The organism is Paenibacillus sp. FSL M7-1455, assembly GCF_038004655.1.
In the GTDB taxonomy this organism is placed as follows: domain Bacteria; phylum Bacillota; class Bacilli; order Paenibacillales; family Paenibacillaceae; genus Paenibacillus_AQ; species Paenibacillus_AQ cookii.
In genome coordinates, this window is sequence record NZ_JBBORO010000002.1 from 17,558 (window position 1) to 42,936 (window position 25,379).

General features: G+C 51.7%; 40 protein-coding genes. 1 reads left to right on the forward strand and 39 read right to left on the reverse strand.

What is annotated here, in order from left to right; all coding sequences use genetic code 11:
- Positions 1–105: 105 nt before the first annotated feature.
- The 28 genes from NYE48_RS27750 to NYE48_RS27885 all read right to left on the reverse strand — a co-directional run bounded on the left by NYE48_RS27750 (position 106) and on the right by NYE48_RS27885 (position 16,883).
- Complete coding sequence (locus NYE48_RS27750; protein ID WP_341000767.1) at positions 106–489, reverse strand: phage tail assembly chaperone; 384 nt, start codon at positions 487–489, stop codon at positions 106–108.
- 60 nt (positions 490–549) lie between these two features.
- A complete protein-coding gene (locus NYE48_RS27755) occupies positions 550–996 on the reverse strand; it encodes a phage tail tube protein (RefSeq protein WP_341000768.1) in 447 nt (148 codons plus the stop codon).
- Between the two features lie 23 nt (positions 997–1,019).
- Complete coding sequence (locus NYE48_RS27760) at positions 1,020–2,066, reverse strand: phage tail sheath subtilisin-like domain-containing protein (protein WP_341000769.1); 1,047 nt, start codon at positions 2,064–2,066, stop codon at positions 1,020–1,022.
- Positions 2,067–2,115: 49 nt separating this feature from the next.
- Positions 2,116–2,541: a hypothetical protein gene (locus NYE48_RS27765; RefSeq protein ID WP_341000770.1), complete on the reverse strand. Its 426-nt coding sequence runs from the start codon at positions 2,539–2,541 to the stop codon at positions 2,116–2,118.
- Between the two features lies 1 nt (position 2,542).
- Complete coding sequence (locus tag NYE48_RS27770; protein WP_341000771.1) at positions 2,543–2,968, reverse strand: HK97 gp10 family phage protein; 426 nt, start codon at positions 2,966–2,968, stop codon at positions 2,543–2,545.
- Positions 2,968–3,123 (reverse strand): hypothetical protein, encoded by a 156-nt coding sequence (locus NYE48_RS27775; protein WP_341000772.1) that lies wholly within the window; start codon positions 3,121–3,123, stop codon positions 2,968–2,970. Before NYE48_RS27775 ends, NYE48_RS27770 begins: the two co-directional genes overlap by 1 nt.
- 158 nt (positions 3,124–3,281) lie before the next feature.
- A complete protein-coding gene (locus NYE48_RS27780; protein WP_341000773.1) occupies positions 3,282–3,671 on the reverse strand; it encodes a hypothetical protein in 390 nt (129 codons plus the stop codon).
- A gap of 14 nt (positions 3,672–3,685) precedes the next feature.
- Positions 3,686–3,913: a hypothetical protein gene (locus tag NYE48_RS27785; RefSeq protein WP_341000774.1), complete on the reverse strand. Its 228-nt coding sequence runs from the start codon at positions 3,911–3,913 to the stop codon at positions 3,686–3,688.
- Positions 3,914–3,932: 19 nt separating this feature from the next.
- Entirely contained in the window at positions 3,933–5,024 is a 1,092-nt protein-coding gene (locus NYE48_RS27790) for an SU10 major capsid protein (protein WP_341000775.1), read from the reverse strand.
- A gap of 67 nt (positions 5,025–5,091) precedes the next feature.
- Positions 5,092–5,769 (reverse strand): phage scaffolding protein, encoded by a 678-nt coding sequence (locus tag NYE48_RS27795; RefSeq protein ID WP_341000776.1) that lies wholly within the window; start codon positions 5,767–5,769, stop codon positions 5,092–5,094.
- 83 nt (positions 5,770–5,852) lie between these two features.
- Complete coding sequence (locus NYE48_RS27800; RefSeq protein WP_341000777.1) at positions 5,853–6,680, reverse strand: phage minor capsid protein; 828 nt, start codon at positions 6,678–6,680, stop codon at positions 5,853–5,855.
- On the reverse strand, positions 6,680–8,248 hold the full coding sequence (locus NYE48_RS27805) for a portal protein (protein ID WP_341000779.1): 1,569 nt from the start codon (positions 8,246–8,248) through the stop codon (positions 6,680–6,682). The genes NYE48_RS27800 and NYE48_RS27805 overlap by 1 nt, the downstream gene beginning before the upstream one ends.
- A 20-nt stretch (positions 8,249–8,268) precedes the next feature.
- Entirely contained in the window at positions 8,269–9,960 is a 1,692-nt protein-coding gene (gene terL / locus NYE48_RS27810; RefSeq protein ID WP_341000780.1) for a phage terminase large subunit, read from the reverse strand.
- Between the two features lie 774 nt (positions 9,961–10,734).
- Positions 10,735–11,127, reverse strand: coding sequence for a phBC6A51 family helix-turn-helix protein (locus tag NYE48_RS27815; protein WP_341000781.1), 393 nt, complete (start codon positions 11,125–11,127; stop codon positions 10,735–10,737).
- 70 nt (positions 11,128–11,197) lie between these two features.
- A complete protein-coding gene (locus tag NYE48_RS27820; protein ID WP_341000783.1) occupies positions 11,198–11,368 on the reverse strand; it encodes a hypothetical protein in 171 nt (56 codons plus the stop codon).
- 20 nt (positions 11,369–11,388) lie between these two features.
- Positions 11,389–11,628, reverse strand: a complete 240-nt coding sequence (locus NYE48_RS27825; protein ID WP_341000785.1) for a hypothetical protein — start codon at positions 11,626–11,628, stop codon at positions 11,389–11,391.
- A gap of 246 nt (positions 11,629–11,874) precedes the next feature.
- Positions 11,875–12,051 carry a hypothetical protein gene (locus NYE48_RS27830; RefSeq protein WP_341000786.1) on the reverse strand — a complete coding sequence of 59 codons (177 nt, stop codon included), beginning with the start codon at positions 12,049–12,051 and terminating at the stop codon, positions 11,875–11,877.
- Positions 12,052–12,240: 189 nt separating this feature from the next.
- Complete coding sequence (locus tag NYE48_RS27835) at positions 12,241–13,101, reverse strand: hypothetical protein (protein ID WP_341000787.1); 861 nt, start codon at positions 13,099–13,101, stop codon at positions 12,241–12,243.
- Positions 13,094–13,339, reverse strand: coding sequence for a hypothetical protein (locus NYE48_RS27840; RefSeq protein WP_341000788.1), 246 nt, complete (start codon positions 13,337–13,339; stop codon positions 13,094–13,096). Before NYE48_RS27840 ends, NYE48_RS27835 begins: the two co-directional genes overlap by 8 nt.
- A complete protein-coding gene (locus NYE48_RS27845; protein WP_341000789.1) occupies positions 13,332–13,493 on the reverse strand; it encodes a hypothetical protein in 162 nt (53 codons plus the stop codon). The genes NYE48_RS27840 and NYE48_RS27845 overlap by 8 nt, the downstream gene beginning before the upstream one ends.
- A gap of 160 nt (positions 13,494–13,653) precedes the next feature.
- On the reverse strand, positions 13,654–14,088 hold the full coding sequence (locus tag NYE48_RS27850) for a DUF5348 domain-containing protein (RefSeq protein WP_341000790.1): 435 nt from the start codon (positions 14,086–14,088) through the stop codon (positions 13,654–13,656).
- A 142-nt stretch (positions 14,089–14,230) separates the two neighbouring features.
- Positions 14,231–14,446, reverse strand: coding sequence for a hypothetical protein (locus tag NYE48_RS27855; RefSeq protein ID WP_341000791.1), 216 nt, complete (start codon positions 14,444–14,446; stop codon positions 14,231–14,233).
- Positions 14,447–14,690: 244 nt separating this feature from the next.
- Complete coding sequence (locus tag NYE48_RS27860; RefSeq protein ID WP_341000792.1) at positions 14,691–14,999, reverse strand: hypothetical protein; 309 nt, start codon at positions 14,997–14,999, stop codon at positions 14,691–14,693.
- A gap of 174 nt (positions 15,000–15,173) precedes the next feature.
- Positions 15,174–15,395, reverse strand: coding sequence for a hypothetical protein (locus tag NYE48_RS27865; RefSeq protein ID WP_341000793.1), 222 nt, complete (start codon positions 15,393–15,395; stop codon positions 15,174–15,176).
- 373 nt (positions 15,396–15,768) lie between these two features.
- Complete coding sequence (locus NYE48_RS27870; RefSeq protein WP_341000794.1) at positions 15,769–16,062, reverse strand: hypothetical protein; 294 nt, start codon at positions 16,060–16,062, stop codon at positions 15,769–15,771.
- A 125-nt stretch (positions 16,063–16,187) separates the two neighbouring features.
- Positions 16,188–16,400 carry a hypothetical protein gene (locus NYE48_RS27875; protein ID WP_341000795.1) on the reverse strand — a complete coding sequence of 71 codons (213 nt, stop codon included), beginning with the start codon at positions 16,398–16,400 and terminating at the stop codon, positions 16,188–16,190.
- A 73-nt stretch (positions 16,401–16,473) separates the two neighbouring features.
- The gene (locus NYE48_RS27880; RefSeq protein WP_341000796.1) at positions 16,474–16,683 is read right to left on the reverse strand and encodes a hypothetical protein; all 210 of its coding nucleotides are present in this window, start codon (positions 16,681–16,683) and stop codon (positions 16,474–16,476) included.
- On the reverse strand, positions 16,680–16,883 hold the full coding sequence (locus NYE48_RS27885; RefSeq protein WP_341000797.1) for a hypothetical protein: 204 nt from the start codon (positions 16,881–16,883) through the stop codon (positions 16,680–16,682). The genes NYE48_RS27880 and NYE48_RS27885 overlap by 4 nt, the downstream gene beginning before the upstream one ends.
- A 138-nt stretch (positions 16,884–17,021) precedes the next feature.
- On the opposite strand from NYE48_RS27885, the gene NYE48_RS27890 reads away from it, so the two are divergent.
- A complete protein-coding gene (locus NYE48_RS27890; RefSeq protein ID WP_341000799.1) occupies positions 17,022–17,228 on the forward strand; it encodes a helix-turn-helix domain-containing protein in 207 nt (68 codons plus the stop codon).
- On the opposite strand, the gene NYE48_RS27895 is transcribed toward NYE48_RS27890, so the two are convergent.
- Genes NYE48_RS27895 through NYE48_RS28290 form a run of 11 tightly spaced genes read right to left on the reverse strand, consistent with a single transcriptional unit; the run spans position 17,217 to position 25,343 of the window.
- Positions 17,217–17,741: a hypothetical protein gene (locus tag NYE48_RS27895; RefSeq protein WP_341000803.1), complete on the reverse strand. Its 525-nt coding sequence runs from the start codon at positions 17,739–17,741 to the stop codon at positions 17,217–17,219. The genes NYE48_RS27890 and NYE48_RS27895 overlap by 12 nt on opposite strands.
- A gap of 1 nt (position 17,742) precedes the next feature.
- Positions 17,743–18,939: a DNA-methyltransferase gene (locus NYE48_RS27900; RefSeq protein WP_341000805.1), complete on the reverse strand. Its 1,197-nt coding sequence runs from the start codon at positions 18,937–18,939 to the stop codon at positions 17,743–17,745.
- Positions 18,940–19,323: a sigma factor-like helix-turn-helix DNA-binding protein gene (locus NYE48_RS27905; RefSeq protein ID WP_341000807.1), complete on the reverse strand. Its 384-nt coding sequence runs from the start codon at positions 19,321–19,323 to the stop codon at positions 18,940–18,942.
- Positions 19,324–19,345: 22 nt separating this feature from the next.
- Positions 19,346–20,146, reverse strand: a complete 801-nt coding sequence (locus tag NYE48_RS27910) for a hypothetical protein (RefSeq protein ID WP_341000809.1) — start codon at positions 20,144–20,146, stop codon at positions 19,346–19,348.
- Complete coding sequence (locus NYE48_RS27915) at positions 20,146–21,408, reverse strand: HsdM family class I SAM-dependent methyltransferase (RefSeq protein WP_341000811.1); 1,263 nt, start codon at positions 21,406–21,408, stop codon at positions 20,146–20,148. The genes NYE48_RS27910 and NYE48_RS27915 overlap by 1 nt, the downstream gene beginning before the upstream one ends.
- Entirely contained in the window at positions 21,408–22,478 is a 1,071-nt protein-coding gene (locus NYE48_RS27920) for a DNA cytosine methyltransferase (RefSeq protein WP_341000813.1), read from the reverse strand. Before NYE48_RS27920 ends, NYE48_RS27915 begins: the two co-directional genes overlap by 1 nt.
- Complete coding sequence (locus NYE48_RS27925) at positions 22,475–22,657, reverse strand: hypothetical protein (RefSeq protein WP_341000815.1); 183 nt, start codon at positions 22,655–22,657, stop codon at positions 22,475–22,477. Before NYE48_RS27925 ends, NYE48_RS27920 begins: the two co-directional genes overlap by 4 nt.
- Complete coding sequence (locus NYE48_RS27930; RefSeq protein ID WP_341000816.1) at positions 22,654–23,247, reverse strand: adenylate kinase; 594 nt, start codon at positions 23,245–23,247, stop codon at positions 22,654–22,656. The genes NYE48_RS27925 and NYE48_RS27930 overlap by 4 nt, the downstream gene beginning before the upstream one ends.
- The gene (locus NYE48_RS27935; RefSeq protein WP_341000817.1) at positions 23,244–23,441 is read right to left on the reverse strand and encodes a hypothetical protein; all 198 of its coding nucleotides are present in this window, start codon (positions 23,439–23,441) and stop codon (positions 23,244–23,246) included. Before NYE48_RS27935 ends, NYE48_RS27930 begins: the two co-directional genes overlap by 4 nt.
- Positions 23,441–24,901 (reverse strand): hypothetical protein, encoded by a 1,461-nt coding sequence (locus tag NYE48_RS27940; RefSeq protein WP_341000818.1) that lies wholly within the window; start codon positions 24,899–24,901, stop codon positions 23,441–23,443. The genes NYE48_RS27935 and NYE48_RS27940 overlap by 1 nt, the downstream gene beginning before the upstream one ends.
- Before the next feature lie 13 nt (positions 24,902–24,914).
- Positions 24,915–25,343, reverse strand: a complete 429-nt coding sequence (locus tag NYE48_RS28290) for a 3D domain-containing protein (protein ID WP_445324094.1) — start codon at positions 25,341–25,343, stop codon at positions 24,915–24,917.
- Positions 25,344–25,379: the final 36 nt, after the last annotated feature.

The following is a 25,379-nucleotide window of genomic DNA, read 5'->3' on the forward strand; positions in this document are numbered from 1 at the left end:
AGATAAAAGCCTGGTGGCGCCGGTCCTTGGTGTAAATCTCATCCGGCGGTATGTGGTGTCGCTGAAAAATCGCGTGAAGTAAGTACGGCACACCGCCGGCTTTGATTAGTTTTTTGCTTCGTCCACCATTTCGTCTTCGTCGCCAAATCCAGACAACTCCATGACAGCTTGCAGGAGTTTCGTTACTTCGCCGGGCAGGAGGGCTTTAACCACGCAGTCAGCCTCGTCAATGGCCCCATAGTGCTCTTTCAACGCTTTGTTATTAAAGTCCGGGTCAATGCAGCTTTTGGCGATAAACAGGGCGTTCAACATTTGGTTATCCGTGGACTTTTCGCCGCGTTGGCCGAATACTGTCGCACGTTCATTGCATCTGCGGATATCCTCGTTGCTGAGTGCTTTAATCGTAAAGCTTGTCTTAAGGCGCGGAATGTACACTTTCGTCTCGACGTCGAGACTTGCGCCGAGCAGCGCATCCAACCCTTTAGTCATCTATAATCAACCTCCGATAATTTTCGAAATTAAATAAGGCGAGCCGAAGCCCGCCGCTGATCAAGCTGCGCGGATGCCGTCCAAAACCTCGTATCCGCTAAACACAAACGTATATTCTTGCTCAACGATCGAACCAACTTCGTAGTTGATGACCGGGATATTGTCAAACGTTACGTTTTTCAGACGCACGCGATACGCGCCAAACGATTCAGGGTCGTCCAATTTAACAACAAGCTCGGTTACAAACGGGGAACTTTCGTCGTCGGTAACCTGCGCCATTTTCTCGATCCACTCGGACGTTACCATATATCCGCCGAGCGATCCCGAACCCTTGAGCGTGGTGGTTTTATTCCCAAGCCAGCGCGTGCCGGCTCTTTTAATCTCTTCCATGCCGATTTCGATGTTTGCTTCGACCTTTGTGACGTTGGTCAACCAGTTTCCGTCCACGTCATAACAAAAGCCGTAGTTACCGCTTATGACTTTCTTAGCATCAAGTGGGGCTGCCATCTTATCACCGCCTTATTCATAAATTAGATATTGATTGTAAAGAAAATACGTTCCATGCTATCAACTTCAATGTAGCTGATGGCGAGGAAAACGGAATCTCCGACGCTGGCGTGCTGCGGATCAAGTCCGACATATGGATTCGTCAACACATTGCTCGCTTCCAGCGTCTCAAGGTACGCTTTAATCGCCACGATAAGTGTCGCCTGTCCATCCGCATTGTTGTCGAGCTTACCGATGTAGTTATCAGCGGCCGTCCTCGCAATATCGGTACTAATCGCCTGCCGTGCGCGGATTGCCCGAATCTTCTTGCCGGAAGTTACGAGGCCTTGCACAACCCGCACCTTTTCCCCGTTATGTTCAAACACAAAGCATCCGGCTGCGAGAGCTGCTTCCGTTTCCGATCTAGTCAAACGCTTAGAAACATCATCCAGCGGAACGTCCGCGTATGTGGTCGACCGGTTAATCGGAGTGCCTGCGATTAATCCGGCTACCCAAGCGGCATACTCGGATGATGTGTATGAAACTCCGCTAATAACGCCGCCTTCGATGAGATTGACGATATAATCGTCTTTGTTAAGCGTCGATCTTGCGATGCCGGCCGTCGGGTCAACGTCCGTGGTCGCGTCCCCGCCGATTACCGCGATAAAATGCTTACCTTCCTCGCGATTTTTCTTAACCCACGTCTTGGTCGCGGCCTGCTGATCGACGTTGTATTCGGAATCGAACACGAAAACATTAAATGGCCGGGTATCGAAGGCAGCACGCATGTCTACGTAATCCTGCTCGGTTGGCGTGCTGGGCATCGTATAGACGAGGACGTCCTTGGCCCCGCCCTGCAGCGCGAGCAGAATCGACTTGATGTTGGACAGGCCGAATTGGTCGGACGCTTCTTTTTCCGTCGAAACAGTGTAAAACGTCTTGGCCGCGGCTTTGGTCGTGTACTTGAGCAACGGAATTGCTACGGTCCCGCGCGCGCCGCCCGTGATTAGTGCCGCCGCAGCTTCCTTGAAGTTGATGTAAATCCCTGGGAGAGTAGGCAGGGCCGTCGGGTCCCATTGTGCTCCTGGCATTCAAAGACCTCCTTTAAAATTGAAAAGAGCGCCCGTTTGGACGCCCTCATTAGATCTGAGTTACATTCACGTTGTTGATTTTTGGGTAAGCTTTTTGAATCCGTGCCTGTCTCACGCTGGTGTCAAGTACGCCGATGATTGCGTACAAATCCGCATCCTCCGTTTCAAAGGGCTGCGTAGTTGACCAGTCGTTCACGCGGATGTATTTAATAAGCTCCGTTTGCAAGACTGCATCACCAAACGCGCTCATATTCGCTAACGCTGTGTCCGGCCTTTCCGCAAAGTGGACGATTTGATACACGCGATCGTTGCGAAAGTGATAGCGCGTCTCAGTTACGCGGTTCTCGTCGTCTACGACAACATAAAACGAATTAGGAGGCGGTTTCAGCGGAATCTTTTGTTTGCCGGTTATGGCGGCAGGGAATAACGTTTTGATATACGTCTCAATCGTCACCATGTCGTCTACAACGCTCAAATTACGTCAACCCCCTCCGTTTTAACGCGGCCACAATCTGTTTCTCCACCATGTCGGCGTATTTGCCTTGGTTCCGTCTTAGCGGAACCTCAAGGAATTTTTTTACGGTGCCGGGGCGTCGAAGCTTCCTTCCGCCCGCGTTCTCTTCGTGGATGTAATATGCGTAGTTAAATCGGCCTGACTTCGACATTTCGATCGCGTTTGCGCTGATCTCTCCGACAATTTCGCCGTTTTTAATCGAAATAGGCTCCTGCTTTATGGAACGCCGCAACGTTCCTTTATCAAGTGGGGCGACGTTTACTGCGTCCGACTGCCATCGGTCCAAAGCGTCATGCATTCCAGTCTTTGCCCCGTCCATTACCGCGTCTACCGAGTCCTCAAGCGCGCTGATAAACCGATCAAAGTCGATATCCAACGAAATTTCCATTAGACGTTCACCTCCGTAAGGACTGCCTTTCCGTTAATCCAACGTTTGGGCTGTATGCTAATCGGCTTCCGTTTGATTTCGACACCTAACTCATTCGTGTATTGGATTGTGTCGTCGTACGTAACGTCCGCCAGCCTGTCGAGGTAAATCGTCATACTGGATACGGCCTCTTCTCCGTTCCGGTTTTTTACAATGCGCGTTTCCTCTGAGACTCGGGCCTTTAAGACGGTGGTTTTCCCGGGAACTTCGACGCCCCAACCGTCGGTTGACGATGGCTTAACGACTGTGACCGTTTGTTTTAGCGGTATCCACATTACATCGTCACCCACTTTACCGTTTTCAGGCCGATCTTTACGCCGCCGTTTTCTGCACCGATAATGTCGAGCGCCGACTGCGGTATCCACGCCAAAATGCCTGACTTTGCCCAATCCTTAAACGTAAAATTAGCGACGCCATTAAGGCTGAATGCCGCAACGCCTTGCTGCTGCAAACGATTTGTCTCGTTAAATGCGATCGACAATTCATTCGCAAATTCGTACACGGCCGCGTCCGGTATCTTATACTGCGGGAATTTGTTCCGGAGCGTACGTTCAGCGACGACTAATATTCGTTGTTTTTTCGCGACGTCACAATCCGTCCAATCCTCGATATCGATACAGTTTGCGTTAATATACGTATCTGCCAACGTTACATTTTGACCCATCGTAACACCTCCGTTTATTTTCCGGAGGCTTTACGCGGCTTCGGTGCGGCTTTTGGCTCGTCCGGCTCTTTCAGTTCCTCCGCTGCTTTCTTTGGTTCGTCAATTCGTTTTGCATCCGTCATAGTTTCAAGTACCGCGATTACCTCCGCGTCATCGGTCGAGAAGGTTCCGCTCGAAAACGAGAACCTTTCGCCGGCGACGTAGAAGGAGAGTTCGCGGTACTTCGATTGAAATACCGCCATTCACTCGTCCTCCTTTCGATTACTTCGCGCCTTTGATGCGGGCATGTGCAGCTTCTTGCAGGAACTCCAGCGTGTACTCACCAACGATTTGCCCTTGGTAGTAGTCACCCTTCTTACCGAGGTACTCATGGCTGAACTCACGTCCTTGCAACGGTTTGAGTGCGATCCGGTTTTTATCTAGGATAAGAACTTCGTCCGCGTTCAAATTATCATTAATAGAGACGTTAAATTCACCGAAGTCAGTGATCAAGGTGCTTACCACTGTTCCGCGCTTTCTGTCAGCTTGATCAAGCGATACTTGCGTATTCGCAAATTTACCGACTACGCGCTTTTGTTTAGCAGGAACAATGATTTCGTAATTTCCGCCGTTCTTGAAGCCGCCTTTCGTATAGATTGCTTGAAGAGAATCGTTAATAACGTCGAGCGTAAGGTCTGCTCCATTTAGGTCAGTAACATTCGTCTTAATCAAGCTACGGACACCATCCATCTGACGTACAACGCCGTTCTCATAACGCACGCCGCCGATAAACGCCTTTTCTGCCTGCAAAGCCAGTTCGAGTAATTTCTTCGCCTTTTCGTATTCGTACAAATCGTCGATCCCGTAATTGGCTACCGCGGCAGCCGTACCGGAAATCTCAATAGTGTCGTCGAAAATTTGCGTAATATTCGACTTTCTAACGCGTGGTTTGAACCGCCCTTGTCTTGCGTCTGCGCCCTCTGCGCCCTCTACAAACTGAACCGAAATAACGGCATTTGCCGCAATAGCTGCCGCAGTTGTTCCGGCATACCCACGCATTACCGCAAGCTTTTTAGCGACTGTATCTACACCAGTCACAAGAATCAACTCTTCGCCAACTTTGACGACCTGGTTCGCGCGGAATGGCTCGGTGTCAGCCACTACGAGTTCTGTGTCATCGACAGCGGCAGCCGTCGTCACCTTACTCTCGTCAGCAAACATCGAATCTTCGAACCAGATGTGTTCGACTTGCGTGACAGGAGTGCCAAACCCAAGCATCGAGATCAACGGTGTTTGATAGGCATTAAGCAGTAGGAGTTGATCAAGCACCGACTCGCGCTTACCAACAAGTTCACCAGACAAAATTTTGGACATTAAAATACCTCCAGCTAATAGATTTTTGATAAATGAAAAAGACGCCCGGTTTTCGGAGCGTCTTCGCTTAGAGATTCAATTCACGTTTTAATTTCGCATATGCTACTTGATCTTCGAGACGACCGCTCTTACGCGCTTTTTCTGCCGCGGCTTCGAGCAGTTGTTCCTTAGTCTTTTCCGGCGTTGGTTCTGCCCCACTCGCGCCGCCAATCGGTTTCGGTTGCGATTTTTCCACGAGATAGCTGTGCGCCGCGACTAACGCCTCGACCGCTTCTTTTGCACCAATGACGCTACCATCTTCGCTAACCGTAACCACGCTCAAATCCGCCAGTTTTAGCGCTGCGTCCAAGCGATCCGCCGGAATATTTGCGTCACGGGCCAGCGCCCTAAACTCTGCGTTAATCAGGCGTTGGTTTGCGGATGTTAGCGCGGCGCTCTTCGCTTCCTCCGCCTCTTGCGCTTTCCTGCACGCCTCTTCCAACTCGGCGGCCAAGCGCTCGGCTTCGGACATTTCCGCTTTCTTGCGCTCTTCCTCCGCCTGTTCTAGCGCGGCCAATTTCGCTTTGATATCGTCGTAATCTGCGTATTTCTTTCGCTCGCGCGCCAATCTGTCCGCCACAATACGGTCGACTTCGTCTTGCGACACGAGTTTCGGCTCAGGCGCGGGTTCCGGCGTTGGTTCCGGATCATTCTCCGCGAATAATTGCAGATTTAACGGATATCTATAGCGAGTTAGTTCGTTCATCCTTCGTTCCTCCACCGTTTAAAGCCCGTCGGCTATCGTATATGTCCGTTGCAGTTTTACGTCATAAACGTTCGGACGGGAGGCTAGTCCGCCAGCAAATTCGGATCGCGCACCGGCGTAACCTGATGCCTACAGTTACAATGAAAAATTTCCCTTCGCGGCAAATCGCCGATATACGGATAATCTCCGGGCGCGTCCGGCGTGAGTTTAACAATCCGCCCCTCCCAGTTCCGACACGCATCTGCCGCGCCGTGCCTCGATATTCTTCCGTAATAAGCTCCGCGTCCGAGCGCTTCGTTAATCGTCGCGTCCCGGTGCGCACTGCTCATCTTCGTTCGCGCAATCATATCGACGTAGACTTCCGGCTTCCACCGCCTCCCAGCCGCGTCAATTATTCCGGTCTCGACCGCGCTACCGAGAGTGCTCCTCATCCGCTGCAGAATGTCCGCACTAATCGTACGCCGTCCGTTAATCCCCCGCGCCATATTCGCGCGCATCGACTCCGCGGCAGCCTGCCGGACCGCCGCTTTTACGCGCCGATCTACGTTTTGTGTGACCGCGAGTAAATCCGACTGTGTGTCCGCAACCGCCGACGCTGTGAGCGCCTGATTAGCGCGGTTAAACTTGACGATTTTCTCCGCTTCGGCAACCGTTTCGGCCGCGCCAAGATCGATGATCGCGCGGATAATTCCGTCGGTCGCCGCTTTCGGTACGTTTTCGTCAACCCAAGCGGCCGCCTCTTCGTTCAATCCGCGCAGTATCTTCGCAATAGACGCGAGAGCGGCGGCGGCATTTGCGCGTGATATGGCGGATAGGTCAAGGCGTAACAATTCCGCTTGGATTTCGCGGATTGCGTCCTTGTACGCAGTGACGAGGCGGTCAATTTCGCGGTCGTACGTTGGGTCGCGCATTACGAAACGCCTCCGGTAACGTCGTTAAACACCGAAGCGTCGACAGTACCGGTTACGCGCTTCTCGTCCGCGTCAATCCGCTCTACCCGTTCCGCCGCCATTGCGTCATCAACGCCGTCCAGTTCTTTGATCGCGTCCATAACGGATTGTGTCGGCTTGCCGCCGGTACGGATATTCGCCACTTCTGCGGCCTCTTTCGGGTCTTGCGGCACTCCGTCACGCCAGTTGATGCGCGGATAAACGGGCTCGTACGGTTCAAATCCGTTAACGCCGGCATTGGCGTAGTTTTCGAGCTGCATCGCGGTCCAAATGGCGTCCCTAAACGCGCGGTCAACGTGCGCCCGGATGCGGTTGACTTTCGCCAGGATCGGCATGAAACGCGCTTTGATTGCGCCGGAATCCGTATGTGACGTGCCGGTTCCGCCTTTATCGTTCGCGAGCGTCGTCCCAAACAACCACTGCGGCGTTTCGCTCATCTGATAAACGAGACCGAGCAGGATGTCGAGCTCTTTAAACGCGGATTCAAGTTGGCCCTCCCACGTCATGTAGCCCGGCGTTGGGTCTTCCTTACTGATCGGGATGTAGCGTCCGCCCGCGCGGAACTCCGTTTTATCATCGTCAACGTCGTCGGGGCCGTACATAACCGGGTCGCTGTGTTTCCAGAGGATATAATCAATCTGCGCGAGCCGCTCGTTAATCGCGGACAGTACGCTTTCTAACTTTTCAACGCCGGAAATTCCTTCCCACCTGTCGTCAACGGATTTATACGGAATGTGATGCACCAATAAGCGGTCAGTTCCCGTTGCCACAACGTCCTCATCGCGGCCAGTGGCGACCTGATCGCCAATCGTGTACGTCGGGATAGGCACTCCCCAATCCGTATTGACACCGCGCTCATCCAGCTTATACCGCTCGTAAACGATGTAACCGGGAATATGGCTCTCGACGTTTAGGTACGGTACGACCGAAACTGGATTACCGGTCAGCCAGCGGATAATTTTTCCGCCCGGCTCCTCGACCCATTCGACCCACGCGATATTCATCGCTTTAAATTTCTTGCGCGAGCCCTTCGCGAGCTCCGGAAAAACTATATCGGCCGGCACCGCTTCGATAATCGGCTCAAGTGGCGTTTCGGGCGCGGTCAATCCGAGAGCCACCGTTTCGCTGACGTCAGCACGCGCGGCATAGTACGTTTTGATGAACGAGTCGCCGCGCCAACCTCCGCCAATAACGAGCTCGTGCATCATCTGCGTGATGTCGTTTTCTTCTACGATCGAGTCGAGGCGCTCCTGTTCGCGGCTGCCCGGACCTTTACCGCTTTCGTACGTTGGCGGCTCGCCTACGAGCAAGTCCGCCGGCTTCGTCAGCAGAATATCCATGAGATTGACCGCGATAAACAGCGTCTTTAATTGCGCGGCGTGCGGCGTATCTTTCAGCAGCGACGAGGCGCGCTCGTAGATTTCCGTGTGGCGACCGTCAAATATGATGCGACCGCGTTTATAGCGGGCCAGGCGCGGAATATCGCGTTCTGGTGGAAACTGCTCTCCCGGCGCGAATAATTTCGCCAATCTGCGTCCCTCCTTCGTGTTTAGTACGCCCATGCGGGCTTGTTACGGATTTTCTTTCGGCCTGATCTCGCAATGCTTACGGCCATTTCGAGCGCGTCCGGCAAGTCATCGTGCGATCCGGCCGGATACATCTCGAATTGCTCAAGCAGCAGCGCGTGTTTCCGCGAAAATTGAATAGCGCCGCTCTCGATATCCGGGAGCAACGCTTCTATACGCAGGTCTTTTCTAGACCGCTGGTGTATTTCCTTAACGCGTGTGTGGGACGGATAGCCATTAGTCCGCAGCGCTTCTTTTAGTTTCATTACAAAAAACTCCTGCGCCGCCTGCGCTTCGGCCGCGATCGCGTTCGGCTGGTACCGCAGCGCCTTCTCGACGATTACACGCAAAAAAGCGTCCGGCTTGATTCGCTCACCGAACGCATCAATAACATACTTTGTCCCGGTTTCCTTGTGGCGCGCAATAACGACGACGGCCGAGTAGTCGCCGCGCGTCTTACCCATCGCAAAGTCAACGCCCATGTAAATGTCGTATTCTCCGTTCAGGAAATCGCGGGGCTCACGGTCCCAATATGCGAACGTTTCCGGGTTGAAAATCATCGATTCTTCATCGACCGGATTATTCATGTACTCCGTATTAAACGCCTTCGAACCGTTATCCCATTTCCACGTCATCAACTTCCAAATCGGCTGCGCTTCCGGCCACAATACGACGGCGCCGCGGTCCATTTCTTCGCGATTTGCTTCGTAAAGGTCGAGCGCATCCTTAACGCGTTCCTCTTTCGGGCGGTCTGGGTCCTTGTAAACGAGCCGGCACGCTTCCCACAAGTCCATTCGCTCGGGCCATTCGATAACGGCGCGGTAAACGCGGCTTTTAAAGTCCGATCGGTTATAGAGGACATCAACGAGTAGCGCCTCGTGGTGGACCGTTGTTCCCATGTAAATAAACGCGGTTTTCTTCCCGCGCGGATCTCCGAGCGGAACCACCGTCTGCGAAAACCAGTCCTTTAACTTTTTGCGGAGTTCCGGCGTGGCCGCGTTCGACTTTATATCTTCGAGGTCGTCGCAGATAATAAGGTCCGGCCGGACACCGTTCCAGTTCCGGCCCCGCAGCGCTTGTCCCGTTGATGCCGCTTCAACCTTCGTCAACAGCTTCTTCGTCCCGTCTTCGCGCGGTTCCCAGGCGATAAATTCGGACGAGTTGTCCTTCGGATTCTCTTGCTGCTTTGGTGACAATAACGGTCCGAAATCCTCCCGAAGTTTCGCGTTACCCTTGAGCTGCATCGCGATCCAATCGAGGTTTGCGCTAGACACCGCCGGCGTCTCCGAAATTATGATTTCGTACTTGCGTTTGCGGTAGCAGATTTCGCGGATTGGGAACGCCTTTGACAAATACGTTGATTTGGCGTGAGAACGCGGCGCCGCCTCCGCGACCTTATCGTTGGTATGCACGTTCGATACATCGTCCATCAGGGCGCATATCTCACGGTGAAACTCCGGCGCCTCTTCGTACTTCGTAATATCGAAGCCGTCCCAATTGCCGTCATTGCCGGGGTTCCGCGCCTCAGAGAAGTATTCAAGCGCAAACTCGATCAAATTCGTTTCGGCGCGGTGGATTCGCGTAAGACGCTCGTATTCCGCGAGCTGTGCGTCAATTTCCGCAGCGTCGTCCGGCGAGAGGGCGCCGACATCTACGCCGTCGAGTACGTCCAGCAACGCCTTTATTTCGTTGATTTTAGCTTCGCGTTCAGGCCGCTTTAGCCATTTTCCGTTTACCCAGGCGATAGTTACGCGCCCTCCTTTCCGTAGACTTGAAAATTGGCGGGGAATTAGCGATTGATTACGCAAGATGACCGTTTGTACTCCGGAAATGCAAAAACGCCTAAATCCACGGCGAGATTTGGCGTCAGGTATGCGTATATGGTTCCGGCATAGGAAGTCCAAACGTTATTTTTGGTGCGCCGGTTGTTCTGCTCCCAGAAAACGCCCCCTCGCGATGCCCCCTTGGGGGTCGCGCTTCGTTTTTCGTCGAAGGGCCGAAAGATCATCGTTTCGCATAAATTCGTAACCATTACGATATGCACAGACTATGCAAAGACATGTTCACAAAATACGCGTTTTATGAATATGTCGTGCCCCGGAAGCCGCGTCACTCCGCGGTTCTTGGTCGGTGTATATTTTCGCTTTATGCATAGTATATTCATTTCCAGTTATAAACGCCGAGAACCCGCATCACTACGCGATTTCTACGTTTTGTAGCTGGCAGTTTATACATCGCCATATACAGTCGCGGCCAGGCGTGTATTCACCGTTTATGCATGCGTACTTGGTCGGTTTTGGTCCGCGACCAACCGCCCGTCGGCCGTTTGAGTCGTCGATTTCGAAAATTTCCGAGAGGCTGCGCGCCGGAAGCGTCTTGTTGATAAATTCGGCCAATAGACATCGACAGACAACGTTGGCCGCCGAATCCCTACCTATTATAATAGTGCGTCAGCCCTTCGTCTGTCCATCGCCATTCTTGAGCGCTTCGAGCCGTTCCTTCAACGCAGCAAGGTCCGTCCCATTACCATCCTTCGTTTCTACCTCGACCTTCTCCGTAAGCATGCCGTTAATCTGCAGCGCAAGTTTAGCCATTGCCGCGTTAGCATCGCGCATAGCTATCTCCGCTAGGGACTCGACCAGTTCCGGCAACTTATCGCTATTGTTCCGAATAATAGCGCGTTTCAACTCGGCATCGAACGTCTTATCCTTGCGCCATAGTTTCAGCGTATTCAAATGAACGCCACAAATGCCGGCAATCTCCTCGTATGTCTTCCCGCCTTTGTTCGGAATCGACAGCCACTCGATCGCAATCATCTGCGATGCCGATAGTGTTTTCGCCATACATTTCGCCCTCCTTTCGAATGATAAACGCCGCTCACCCGTTCAAGCACGACGGACAAGCAGCGTTAAATTACAGCCACGCAACATCGCTGATAGCGCGCCGAATGCACTCGGATGCTCTTCTCTCGTCAAGTTCTGCCGGATTCTTCATCGGCACATCCGACGCCATAACCAATCGCATCAACTCCGCAATCTCCTGCGGCGTCCCTTCGACTGCTACTCCGTTAATTGTCGCTTTCATTAGCGCAATCCCTCCGATCATTAATCCGCATTAACCAATACGCGAACAGGTCCGTAATCATCGATAATTACGCCGTCATTGTCGCAGATATAGACGTTATCCTCCGGACCGTATACGATCTCCCTAACGCCTGTCCTGCGTGCTAATTCGCGGTGTAAATCCGCAGTAGATACTTGCGATAAATCAATCGGATCATCTTCCGGAATATTTAACGTGTGCTCTTCGTATCCAATCGGTGTTAGCGCCACTTTAACGTTCATACTAGCGCAATCCCCTCCGTTACTGTATCGCCTTCATGAAAATACTTCGATGAATAAGCTTCATGATTAATCACAAGAAGATATTGCTTCGGCCTTCGGCCTTGCACCAGTCCGGCTCCGCCGTCCTGGACCTATATATTTTGGACTGCGTTCAAATCTCTTATTAAAAGAAATGACGCGGTAGAATACATATATAGTTCACGACGTCGCCGAAGGCGGCGGAAGTGACGGGGCGCAAGCCCCGATTTACAACGTCACCACAGCGCTAGTATATCCGTCAGGCAGACCGTCCTCAAATTCGTAATTATAATCGTCTGCCTTTGCGTAACTGCTGAACGTTTGATAACGGTCCTTTCCCTGCGCCAATAAAACGTAGCTCTCACCGTTTGCGTCCGTAATTTGAATTCCGTATTTTTGCGTCATATAAAACGCCTCCTTATGGTTATAGATTAGAAGGAATCCGTTTCGCAAAAACGAGAAAACAAGAGAAAAACGCCGTAAATCAAAGGATAACAGCGATTTTCCCGTGTTTTTGAGTGTGCAAAAAAGGTCTTGTATTTCGGCCATTTCGTGCAAAAAAGGTCGTGTATATAGGCCAATATTTGGTAATTATCAAGCGGCCTCAAATCGTTGAGCTGCGAAAAGTGTACGCAACGTCCCGTCAGGCTCGCCCGATTTGCGATAGAATACGTACGGATTCAGCACGGTAAGTATCTCGCGATCGTCGTATTCTTTTATCCACTCGCCAGTAACGCCAGCCTTCCGCAATCTCTTCATAGCTGCGCGCGTCTTATCCGCACTCATTCCGAGTATCTCCGCAATCTGCTTCTCGTTAAGATAGCGCACGTCCTCCGGATTCTCCGCAAACGGATCCGAGCATATAACGTTCGTGTCCAGGTGTACATACGGAAGCAACTTGTATAATACGCCGAGATCAGCCGCATTCAAACGGACACGGCGCAGCGTTGAAAAGAACGTTTTAATCAGCGCGTCAACCTCGTCTCCTGTTTTCTTACGGAAGTGGTAGCGATCGTTCAGCGTATATGTCCCGTTGGTTCCGAATACGATGCTGTGCGCCTCAAGCTCGTCCAGGATTACGGCTGCGGTCCGTTTGGACACGTTCCATATGCCGGCAAAGTCCTGCGTCTTAAGCGGCTTACCGTCGCGTCCAGGCTTAACGAGTAGGCCCGATTTGAACGCAATATACGGTTGCAGCAGTAAAACGTACCCGCAGTACTTATTCGAAAGCGAGTCGGTAATCTCTCGCATGTTGTGCATGTTCGAAAACGAAAAATGACGCTGATCTCGTGCGGCATATTTGCGCCGACGCTCAACGTCTTTTTGTTCCATCGATTTATATTCGTAAACTCGGCCGGCTTCATCCCGAGCCATTCGACCGCTCACTGGCGTCATGGTGCCGATCGGGGCGTCGCTCGCAATGCGTGCTGCTCTTCGTACGTACGCCTTAGTCAACGATGTTCACCGCCTTAATCGCCTCAACTGCGTCGATAAGATCAATACGGCCGTCTACGTAGTCACTAAGTCTATCGTAGGCGTAATCATCAGGAATAGCGCCGATAAGTTTGCAGATCATCTCGAATATGCGGTGAGTTTCTGGGTCAAATAGCGTCACGTCACCGCCAAGAAAGCGGCCCATATCGAGTTGTTTCAGTATCAAGCCTCGGTAAACTTCACATAGTTGATCAACCACGCTCGTCCACCGCCTTTTGCGCAGCTTCTAACTCGCGCAACGCTTGAGTAGCTTTCTTCGCTTCTCTTTGGATGGCCTTAAGTCCGGTCAATGCCTCCGCAATGTCTACGTTAATCTTAACGCTTAACTCACACGGCTTATTTTCGCCTGTCATATACAACGTCTCCTTTTCGTTTAAAGTGTCCGGAGTTTACCCGGATCGTGCGTGAATCCAGCGGCTTCATATCCCGTAGCCACAAAATGACGCAAAATATACGATTTCAACGCAAAAAGACGCCATTTCTGGCGCCTACCCACCTAATATTATCGTTATCCTACGCTTTGATCCGCACGCGCAATCCTTCCAGCGGTATGTCCGGCCGTTTCCATATTCGGTAATCTCCATCATAATGTTCGATTCGACCGCGCCGCCAAATCTCTGTGTCATCGAAATCATCCTTTTCGAGGTATTCGATGGGATATCCGCTTGACAATTCGCGACCAACCAACATAAACCGTCCGTTACTATTGCGAATTAGTGCCCCTTCTGCAGCTACCGGTGAGGTTAGTGCGTCTAATTCTCCGTGAGCCTGGCGCAGCAACTCAGCGGCTTTGTATAGCTGATTCCTTGCGTATTGATCGTCTGCATTACGGCCGTAGACGTCTGTCCAGTTGTTCTCGATTTCGTATATTTCGTCAAAGAACGATTTCAAACTCGATTTTAGACGTTTGGATTTTTCTAGCATCTCATTCAGCTTTGAATTCTGCATGGTTATTTTAGTCCTCCTTCAAAGGCTTGTTTCCTTATTTATACTGGAACGCTGGGTCACGTTATTGTCAGCGAACAAACGTTTTATACCGGTACATTGGCAAAAGACGCCATTTCTGGCGCCCCTTTGAATATTATTATTATTATTTTCGTACTCGCTTATTCCGCCCATACTCCTCCACCTCAGACCGCAAGTACAGGCGCGTCTTGCGCGATTCCCCGAACTCAACAAACGCCTTTATCTTTCCGGATTGCACCGATTGATTAAACGCGGATACGGACTGCTCGGTAAGGGCCCGCGCTTCATCCTGCATGACCAGGTTTTCCTCGATCCACTTTTTAATCTCTTCGATGTTCATGCTTCTCCTCCATGCTCTGCGCCATCAAAATCATGTGAGCACTCATCCACTAGCAGCGCCTGATCGACGCCATACTTGGAGATGACAATACGGACGCGCAATGCGACACAGATGAGCAGCCCATATGATCGCAATTATGAGTTTCGTCATCTTCGTCAGGCATTCCGATTACAACAATTTCTCTTTTAACTTTACTCACATAAACTTCCGCATCCACTCGTTCAAATAAGTCTGGTATTTTCATTTACTTAGCCTCCAGTAGAGATGGGTTACCGAACTTGTTACCTATGACCGTGGCATAATGCCTCTCTCGATGTAAAAGCAAGCTGCCACAACATAGCTCCATTCGATCGTTGTATCCGACTTCGATATCCTTCAGTCCAGTGTATTGACCTACTGTTTCGGGATAGACTTTGTACCAAAATTCCGTGCAAAAATATTCATCATCCCAATCAACGATGCCCCCGACAATCACGTCAGTTCCGATTAAGTTTCCGTACACCCACTCGCCTGTAGCGATTGATTTTCCTCTGAATTTAATTTCACGATTCATCTTGTATCCCCCCTGGTATTCAATCAAAAGTCTTATTCGAAACTAATCTCTTTAGGTGTTAGCTGATATTGATCACATAAGTAATCCACTGCTTTTTGTGCATCAAACATGTCGTCGGCGTCAATATAAACACGAAATTTGTACATGATTTACATCCCTCCTGGTATGGATAGGCTAAGCCTTAACAATTTCAAACATCGTAGAAGTCCAATCATATCCTTCCAAATCAATGTCGATTCCATAGGCATTGTTGTTGTAATGGGGTTTGCCTTGTACGGTAGCAATTTTCCCCCTGTACTTGCTCATTCCATTGTGAAAACGCAATCCGCCGTAAAATTCGTCCACCTTTAAATCTTTTCTAACCTTTACTTTAGTTCCAGCTTTGATTTCAGCCATTTTCATTCTCTCCTTTGTATCAGGACAGAGGCAGGGTTATGCCTCTATCCTTGATCAAAATAGGGTTAATTGACCTTCTGGTACTGTCTCAAAAAGCCATTGTGTAAATTGTTCATGTTGGACATCTGTAATCCGGTCGAGTCTTCCAAGCTGCTGGATTTTTCTCCATTCGCGCCATTTTTGGTTAACCCAGAGCATGTATTCCCACGCAGGACGATCAACTTTATATAGGGGGCCGAAGTATTCCTCCTCCGCCTGCTTGCGAGCTGCGACGGCATCCTCCAGGCTAACAAAGGACCCGATGTACTTGCGCTTGCCTTTACCGTTATGCTTACCTCGTAACGCTCGCGGCCCTTGCGCTACTGGCGCTCACTCACTTCTCAAGGTCTCCCATCAGGATATCCCAAGCATTTGCGTTAGGGTCAATGGCTTCGGGCTCGTCGGGTATCGGCCGCTGCGATTTAAAGGTTCCGACCTCTCCCGGACTCAATATGAAAATCGCACCCCATCTCGACTTTTCTACATCGATCTTATTTGCCGCCTTTTGCGCCTCTTCCAGCGTTTCGTGCTCACTTATAAATTCTCTACAATTTCCTACCAGCACATAACGGTCGCTATTATTTGTGCATTGAAACGTGAACGAAAGTTTATTTGTATTTGTGTCCATTGGTGATGCCTCCTTTTGAATTATATATACATAATAACATGCAATTAATTAAATGTAAATACCTTTTTTGTTAAATTCTCAAAAAAAGACGCCATTTCTGGCGCCCCTTTGAATGCATGCGTTGCTTACTCGCTGAAATCTCCTTCGGATGCATAGTCCGGCTCTGGTATCGAGTATCTTATACGGTCGATAGTTGATTTCATTATGAGCATTTGTCCCTTTAGAAGATCTGCCCTTTCGTCTCGGATCTCCGTCATATTTATGTGTGCTTCCTCAAGGTTTTTGTAAGAAGCCTCCAACAGTGCAACGGACATCTTTAGCGCGCCTATTTTACTCAATGCGCTCACCTCCCTTTAGGTATAGATTACCAAAAGCAGCGGGCAGATAGATGTCAGCGAACAAACGTTTCCTTTACAATTCATTCTCCAACCATTCTGTAAATTCTTGATGACCAGTTTCGTTAAGAAAGATGACCCCTACCTGCCTCTTATACTCCTCAGCCTTACTAAAAGCCCACGCCATATAATCGGAGAGACTTACTTCGCCCCCATCAAGTACGCCAAGACTCCGCAACCATATGCGGAACCTCGGCTGATACTGCTCAAGATTTTCTACAATCATGCGTTAAGAGCCTCGTATACCTCGTCAGACATTGCGCTCATAGCTTCAGGACTAAACATCATCGCCATCATCACGGCTGTTTTGCGAGCTTCCCGATACTCTTCACCTACAAGATTTTCCTGTTTAGCGGTATTCTCGAATATTTCGAGTACTTTGCGTGCCTTTGCGTTTGTGTTGAGAGTTTCTAGGAATTTTTCCATTTTAATAACCTCCGTTTTCGACTCGTTTACCGTGTCGTTCTTATAACTCAAATATATCATGACTCGTTTACAGTGTCAACAACTATTTTACACTTTTTTCGAGTCATTGTATATTCACTATGAGGAGGTGCAAAACATATGCACATACGCTCTAACTTAAAAGCGCTAGCCGACGCACGCGGCGCCTCAATCCGCCAGGTGGCGCAAGACATCGATTACCGTTTCGAATCCGTCCGCCAAATGTACAATGATGAGATGGAACGGTATCCCCGTGAACTCCTGGCGAAATTGTGCGCCTATTTTAACGTCACACCGGCGGAGCTGCTTACGTTATCATCCGACTAATATTTTCGCTATCCCGCGGCACTCCACGAACTCATCCGCCAGCACTCCGCCCGTATCCCGCAGATTATACGTAACGACCGGCCCCGGCGAAGTGTCGCGCTTATACTGCGCATTCCTTTTCCGGTTCTTTGCCTGAGCCACCTTATCGACAAATCGATGCTCTTTCGCAGTCCTATGGCGGCGCTCCGGCTTGGCGCGGTTAAAGCCGTCCGTATCGTAAGTCTCCGCAAGCCCCTCCGAATATTCATGCTCCTGCCTGCGTTCAAGTTGGCGCTCAGACAAGAACGGATACTCCTCGTTTCGTGTCTTCATCCGGTCCGTACACGTCAATTCCTCGCGCAGTATATAATCGGTCAGCCGTTCGATCTGCGCGGCATCCGGCGCCTCCCCGTGCGCCTCAATATAACGGTCGGTCAGCGCCTGCACGGCCGCCATGCGTTCCGTTCTGTCTTCGATATCGGCCGCGATCAATTCGTTAACTTGCGTGATAAATTCCGCTTTATAATCGTTCAATTTACGCAGCCTCCTTCGCATCGGTTAGCCGTGCATTTGCGATATCTACGTATTCCGGTTCGCGCTCAATTCCGACATAACCGAAGCCCTCGCGCTTGGCCGCGACTAACGTACTGCCGCTGCCGGCGAACGGATCGAGAACAATACCGCCCGGAGGCGTTACGAGGCGCACGAGCCACGCCATGAGATCGATAGGTTTGACAGTTGGGTGCGTATTTCGGTTATATGTTTGCTTACCTAATGAGCCGTCGGCGCGCCCTTTTAAGCCGCCAGCCGGACGATTTTCGAGGCTAATTTCAGCTCCCGTCCAATCCGCGTTACGATCTGCCTTACTCGCCTTTTTGCAGACTTCGCGCGGGGATATGTTGAAGTACGGGGAATAGAAAGCGTCCGAGTCCGTTGTGACGCAATTTGCGGGGAAACGTCCGGCTTCATCCGGAACATATGCGACGCGTTCACGCTTACCATACGTATTGGCGTGCGGAGTCCCTTCGTCACCGCTGACTCCGTATTCCGTCCGGTCACCTGCAGCGCGACCAATCCGGCAACCGTCGATATTAATCGCGCCTGTTCCGTACTTCTCGACCGTCTCGGCCACGGTTCCGGCGAGCGGCTTACGCGCGACGATAATCGGCTCGTGCGCGGGCTTGAGTGCGGTTCCCCATCCGTCCCATTTGCGGGCGAGTTCGCCTACGGCTTCGCCTTTAGGCGTCCTCTCGTAGTTAGGTGCGGTCATACTTCCGTTATCGCTGACAACTTTTCCTGCGCGACCTCGCCAAACGCCTTCGCGCTTATCAAACGCCTTCCCAACGTCCATACTTTTCGGAAATCCACTAAAGTAAAGCCACTCGATAACGTCACGTATCTCAAATCCGCCCAGCCGCAGCGCAATCGTCATCAAGTCCTGCGTACGCGTTCCCGCAAATACTAACGCATGGCCGCCCGGCTTCAATACGCGGAACACCTCACGCCATAAATCCGGATGCGGCACGAACGAGTCCCACGATTTCCCCATGAATCCGCTGTGACCGTGGTCGTACGGCTCGCCTGCAATCCATTTCGTAAGCACCTCCGCAATGTCCGGCTCTTTCGACAACCCGTACGGCGGATCGCAAACCACGCTATCAAAGAATGCGTCTGGATATTGGCGCAGCACCTCCGCACTATCTCCGCATAATACAACGTTAATTTCGCTCATTTACGCAGCCTCCTTCGCCATTTCGTTATCTTCCGCATATTCCACGACCAATTCCCCATACTCCCACCGTTTGAACACGCCGGCAATCGCCTCGGCCGCCCGGTCAATCGCTTCGCTCACGTTTTTCTGCGCGATTCCCATAATGGAGGCCGCCACCTTCTGCGTCAGGTCCCGTCCGTAAACCCACGCAATGGCCTCCGCCTGGCGCTCCGTAAGGCCGGCCGATTCGATGGCGCTGTGCAGGTCGATGATGATGTCGCTGGCTGCGGTATCGCCGGAATATCTGCGCTCGGCGATGCGGTGGCGATCGCGGAGTAGCGCTTTAACGCCGGCTGCGTCGTTTAGTGCGTATTTAACATCGTAGGCTCGCGCCTGTTTACCCACATCTATCTTCACAGCTCCCAAATTACGGCACCTCCGAAATTTTTGTTGTAGTAAAGCATGAGTAAACGTAGCCCTTATATTCGTCAACTGACATATCGTTAACGTCAGCTAAATAGTGTATTAGTTCGTCAAATTTACTTTCACTTAGGTTAAACCTTTCTCTTACGTCGAGGAACCATTCGAATATATTCCTGTCGTTCTTTGACATATTTAAGTCTGGGCGTAGTGGGATAACATTCTGTTTAGTAGTACCTCCGAATCCTGTACTTAGCGGTATTACGTGGTCAAAATGGTATTCCAGTGATCCGGTAAGTGCACATCCCGAAAATCTGGCGACAATACCATCCTTCTCGTCTTGGGTTAAGGTATCTGGAAGTCCTTGTTTTCGCGCTCTCCTCCTAGCAGCGCTTAGGTTTACCGCGTCCTTATTTGCCCTCCGCCACGCTGCTTTAGTTGCTCGATGCTTATCACGATTATTTTCCCTGCTTCTATATGTGCTGGAACGTACAGATTCAGGATTCCTTTTCCTCCATTCGTATACAAGCGCCCGCATTCGTGACGGATTAGCTTTCGCCCAATCTCTACTAGCCTCTCGTAGTTTAGCGGCGTTCTTTACTCGATAATTACGAGCCCACTCCGCTTTACACTCCTTACAGGTACTGCTCTTTTTATCCCAATTTTTATTGTTTGTGTGGAACATTTCTAGCGGTTTCCACTCGCGGCACTTTCCGCATTGTTTAAACTCTACTCCGCACAGGAACAAGTGCGGTTTAGTGTTTCCGTGTAAACTGCTCCCCGAGCGTTCAACTTCTCGGCCTTCCATCAAGCCGCCTCCTTTTCGGGAGTCAGACCGTTGCCTGTTCGGTCCAACTCCGCATAGTATTCGTTAACTATCCGATCCTGCCATCCGAAATCGAACGAGGAATCAACGCCACCATCTGAGACGATATCCTCACCGCGCCCTAGCGTCAGAACGTTCCAGTACGCCATCATTTCGCGTTTTGTACGCCACGCTTCATGCGGCGGAACTTTAACGCTGAATGCGTGAACCAGTTCGCCGGACTTCTCTACGCCGTCAAACGGAGCCACAGGATCGGTATTTTCGCGCATCAACGTATCCTCGAATGCCTCAAGTAGCTCGTCCAGTTGCGTAAGTCCGTCGCCCCATTTATCCGTCGATCTTCCGTCCTTGTCGTAGCCTATATCGGTAATGGACGCCTGTAATACCGGCATCTGGCCCGCATACCAAAACGTCCCTGAGGCCATCTCCTCCGCCTGCTCTACGACGTCAACCCGCCCACGCTGCGTATATTTGACGAAGACCTTGGCGGCATTAGGCGTTACTTTGCGCAAGATATGAATATCTGTAGGAATCGTCGTCCCAGTCAGAGCGAAAGTGGTCCCAGGCAATTCGATGCTTGCGACGTGCCAACACGTATCTCTCATTAGTTCGCGAATTTTTGCCGTCTGATTTCCGAATCCAATCCCTTTCGGAAGCACAAACGCAATGTAACCGCCAGGCTTGGCCGCTTTAATCGCGAGTTCGATAAACGCACATTCCGATTTACCGCGCGCCCGCCCTTTCGTAACTTTCAGCGTCTCGAACGTATCCGGCAGCGCCTCAACCGCGACATCAATCGTCACGCCATACGGAGGATTTCCGACGACAAAGTCGTAGTAATCGCGCCGATCATGCAGGAACGCGTCGCCCTGGATAACGTTAGCGTGCGGATAGATGAGCGACGTTACCTTTGCGCTGAGGTCGTCGATTTCGAGCGCGGTGATTTCCGCGTCGTCCGGAATATGTTCGATAAATACACCACTGCCGCATGACGGTTCCAACCAGCGCGAACCCGACGCAATCCCTCCGCTTAGACCACGCAACGCTTCGACAATAAATCGCGCAACGTGCGTCGGTGTGAAGAATGCACCGCCCGCGTATGCGTTCGGCAATAATCCGCCGGCCGACGTGTAGTTTTCGCGCAAAAATTGTATTTCTGCTTCCGTTATCTCATCGCGTGGTTTCGCCACGATCGCCATAGATCGTACATTTCCGTCCCAACGTTTCCGGTCCGCTTTTCCCATTACGCAGCCCTCCGTTCGTGTTTAGTCTGCCCCGCCAGCGCTGCGTTAAGTTGCTCCGCTAGCGCGACCGAAAGCTGGGAAGCGAGTGCTTCCCCGATCCTATAAGCGACGCGCGATGCGACGCCGTTACCGACGATTCTGTATTGCGCGGATAACGAAATTGTGTCCGGGAGTACGTACCAGTCCGGGACCGATTGGATACGGAGGCACTCGCGTACGGTGAAGCGTCGCGGCTGTGTTGGGTGTATCTCCGCGTGGTCCAATCTATTCGTACACACCGTCTTAGCTGGCGCGTCCCATTCCGCTTTATATGCGCGTTGATTGTAGACGCCTTCCGTCCGTTTGACTGTTGTAGCTTGCGTTTGAACGTGTGCATTAACTCCCATATTCGGCTCAGGCAAGTCCCCAATCACATCACGCAGCACTTGCGTTCGGTACTCATCCGCAGTCGGCTCCGGAAACTCAAACGCAAACCCTAAATCTTTGCGGATGCCGACTATAAACACGCGCTCTCTTTTCTGCGCGACTCCGTAGTCCCACGCGTTGATTAAGCGCCAGGATACGGCGTAACCGATCCGGTCAAACTCCGCAAGTAACGCGTCGAATGTCGGGCGGTGGCGTTTCGTAATCAAACCCTTAACGTTCTCGAATACGAACGCTTTCGGCTGTTTCCGCGCGATAATATCGAGATACGTCCATACGAGGCGGCCGCGTTCACCGGCCTCGCCCACTCCCGATCCGGCAACGCTGTAATCCTGACACGGCGGACCACCTGCGATTATATCTGCGTCCGGTATTTGCGATTGAATCTCCGCGCTTGTAATGTCGCCGCAAACGACGTGGTCTCCGATGTTGTGTGCGTAGGCTTGCGTGGCTCGCTTGTCGAAATCGTTCGCAAAGATTAAATCGTAGCCGGCCGCTTTGAGTCCGACGGCCATAAGGCCGCCGCCGCAGAACAGTTCGGCCACTGTTAGTCCGTTCGGAGGGAGTTCTGGCGTTACGTTATAGTTTCGGATGGGTACCGTCTCCTTTCGTTCCCCTGTTTGGTAGGTATTGTGGTTATCGATCACTCGCCTACCTCCGCATCATTTTCGTTATTCACCGCGTTCCATCCCGAAAGCGAAACGCGGCAGTAAACCTCGATTCTTCCGTCACGATGGCCGCTCTCATAGCCGCGTTGATAGCCCGCATCGTACGCCTGGTTAACGGCGTCACGGATGATTTCGTCGTACATTTCGTCTATTCTCACTCCGCTACCGCCTCCATTATCGTGTCAATCTGCGCATACAGCTCGTCCAACGTGCCGCCATTGTCCACGGTAAAGTCGGCAGGGTAATCGTCAAGTTCCGTTTCGGTGCCGTGCATGAGGTCGGTGTACTCGAATTTGTCGCCGGATTTAATGGCGCGATCGATGCGGATAGCGTCCGGCGCTGTGACGCGGATTAACGTATATCCGGCGGATTTGAGTGCGTCGTATTCGTTAGCCTGGCGAACATCGGTGATGACGGCGCGGAACGGCCTTCGGGACCATTCGTTCCACGACATCGAATAATAGGCATCGACCTGACGTTCTCTACGCGATATGGCTCCGAAACAATTCCGAATCCAAATTTCGGGATCCCGCTCGCGCATCGTCTGGCCGAACCACTGGTAAAGTTCGCGCGGTTTCGCTCCGGGCGCAGGCTCACCGAACAATTCGTGAGCATAACGCTTGAGTTCGTCTCCGAAAGCGAATCGCGTGTATCCGTACTTATCCGTGAGGTAGGCGGCCACGACGTCCTTGCCTGCGCGGAGTTTGCCGACGAGTCCGATGTTGGGAAGATTGTGAAGCTGCGTCATTCAGCGGGCACCTCCGGAATTAGAATTGCGGTCATTTTGCGAAACTCAGGCGCTGGATGCCATGCGCTATTCTCATCTTGGCCGGACCATCGACGTACCTTCTTTCCGTTTGACCAAACACTGATTACGTCTATCTCGGCGTCTAATGGTAACGCATTTAGCATCGCGATCATCTCGTTAACTTTACGTTTCATCAGGCCGCCACCTCCTCGCGGGAGATGATGCGAATATTACGCATGTTTACGATCTGCAGGTATCCGTTACGGCTACGTCGTCTCTCCTTAGTTGTTGTACCCTCAACGGTAACGCATTCGCGCTCTTCGTCTACACAAACTACTCGTCCGATGTCACCAATATCATAGAAGCCGCTAGGATTTGCGGCATGGCTGATAATCTCTACGACGTCACCAACCCGAACCTCTTCCGGATTCGGCACGCTCAGATATTCCGCCGGAACTTCGAGTCCTAGCGCACGCCGTAACGCGATAGCCCGGCCAATATGCGCATTGAATACGTCACCTGGCGCGCATTTCGCGATCCCGCGCAATCTCAATTTGTCGGTGCGTCGATGCCAGACTAGCGCTACGACTGTGCGCTTATCGCGGTTGACGACGAACTCGACTCTGTGGTTGTGCGGGTGATAGTTGATATAAGCGCCGTCGAGCGCCTCGATATCGTGTCCGATAGGAGACTGCGTATCAAGCAACGTCTTAACGTCAGCCTTCGCACGCTCAACGATTTCGTCGCGGATTTGTTGAGCCGTCTTCTGCGGAGGAATCGGCTGGCTGAAGACCTCAATAGCGGCCTCCACTTCGCTCTTACTCATCGACAATTCCGCAGGGTTCACGCGTTCATTCACAGGCCGCATCATCTCGGCCACTTTCGCCTCAAGTCCGGACACACGCGCTGCCAGAGCTGCGATGTTCTCTGCGATTTGGTCGGACGCAGGGAGTTCGGAGAGTTGCGGTGTGGCTGCGGTTTCTACCGGTTCGAGTACGCGGTATTCCTGCTGCTCTAAGTAAATTTCGCTCATATACGTTCCGTCAGGCCAGATACACGGGTCATCGCAATCTAACGCCATGATTACATATACACCGCCTTGTTTATACCCGTAACCAAGCTCCGCATTCGTAATAATCACACGCTCGCCCACCGCAGCCACACGATCGACCATGCGGTATCTGGCGCCGTCGATGACGAGGATATCGGAGGGTTCGAGAACGACGTAATCGTCATGATCAGGATTAAGCGTAGATCCATCCGACCATTTTCCGTCAGTGTCAGCGTTCGAGCAGTCTACTGATTTGACGGTGTGAACGGTGCCTTTGAAATCCTCGCCGAGCATCGTGCTTCTATCGGCCGTTATCTTAATCCGTTCACCTACGGCCGCCTTCCGCTTAACCTCGCGATATTCGCGCAGCACGCCGCCGAGTGATTCGTCAGGGAGGACGGTGACCACGGCGGGTTCGTCCGTTACAATTTCGCAATCCTCTATGCTTACGTAGTAATCTGCGTCCTCGCAATCGCCCGGCTCACGGTACGCCACTATGAAGCCATACCCTCCGCTCGATTCGCGAATTACAGTAAACACTTCGCCGATTTTGTCCGCGTACCAATACGTTTCTCTTTGCGCGCCAGTAATCCGAATTTTCATATAATCCGCTCCCTTATTTGGCCTTCCCGGCCTTTGATATTTTTACTTTTACAGCCTGCCTTCCGAAATCCCACGCGGCCTCCTCGCTCGGCATCAGCACGTCAATCTTGCGGCCCTTAATAGCTCCGCCAGTGTCCATCGCGATTGCTTCGATTTCGCTTCCGTCAGCCAGGCGGATTGTTAGCTCGGTGCCTAGCGGAATTACCGACTGATCTACCGCAACAATGCGGCGGCCGTGATAATTTACCGTGTGGCTTACGTCAATTCCCGTAAACGTAACACCGATACAGCCCGTGTCACATAGCGCGACGTACGCCGTTGCCTCGAATGTGCGCCATTCTTGCGCCGTTTCTTTCGGAGTCTTGCCTGTTGACTCCGAGGATTTTGGCGCCTTAACCGCGTTAGAAGTTGGCGCCTCATTTGCGGGCTCTGGCGGCGGCACATTCGATAGTGCGATGGTTATTGCGATGATTGCTCC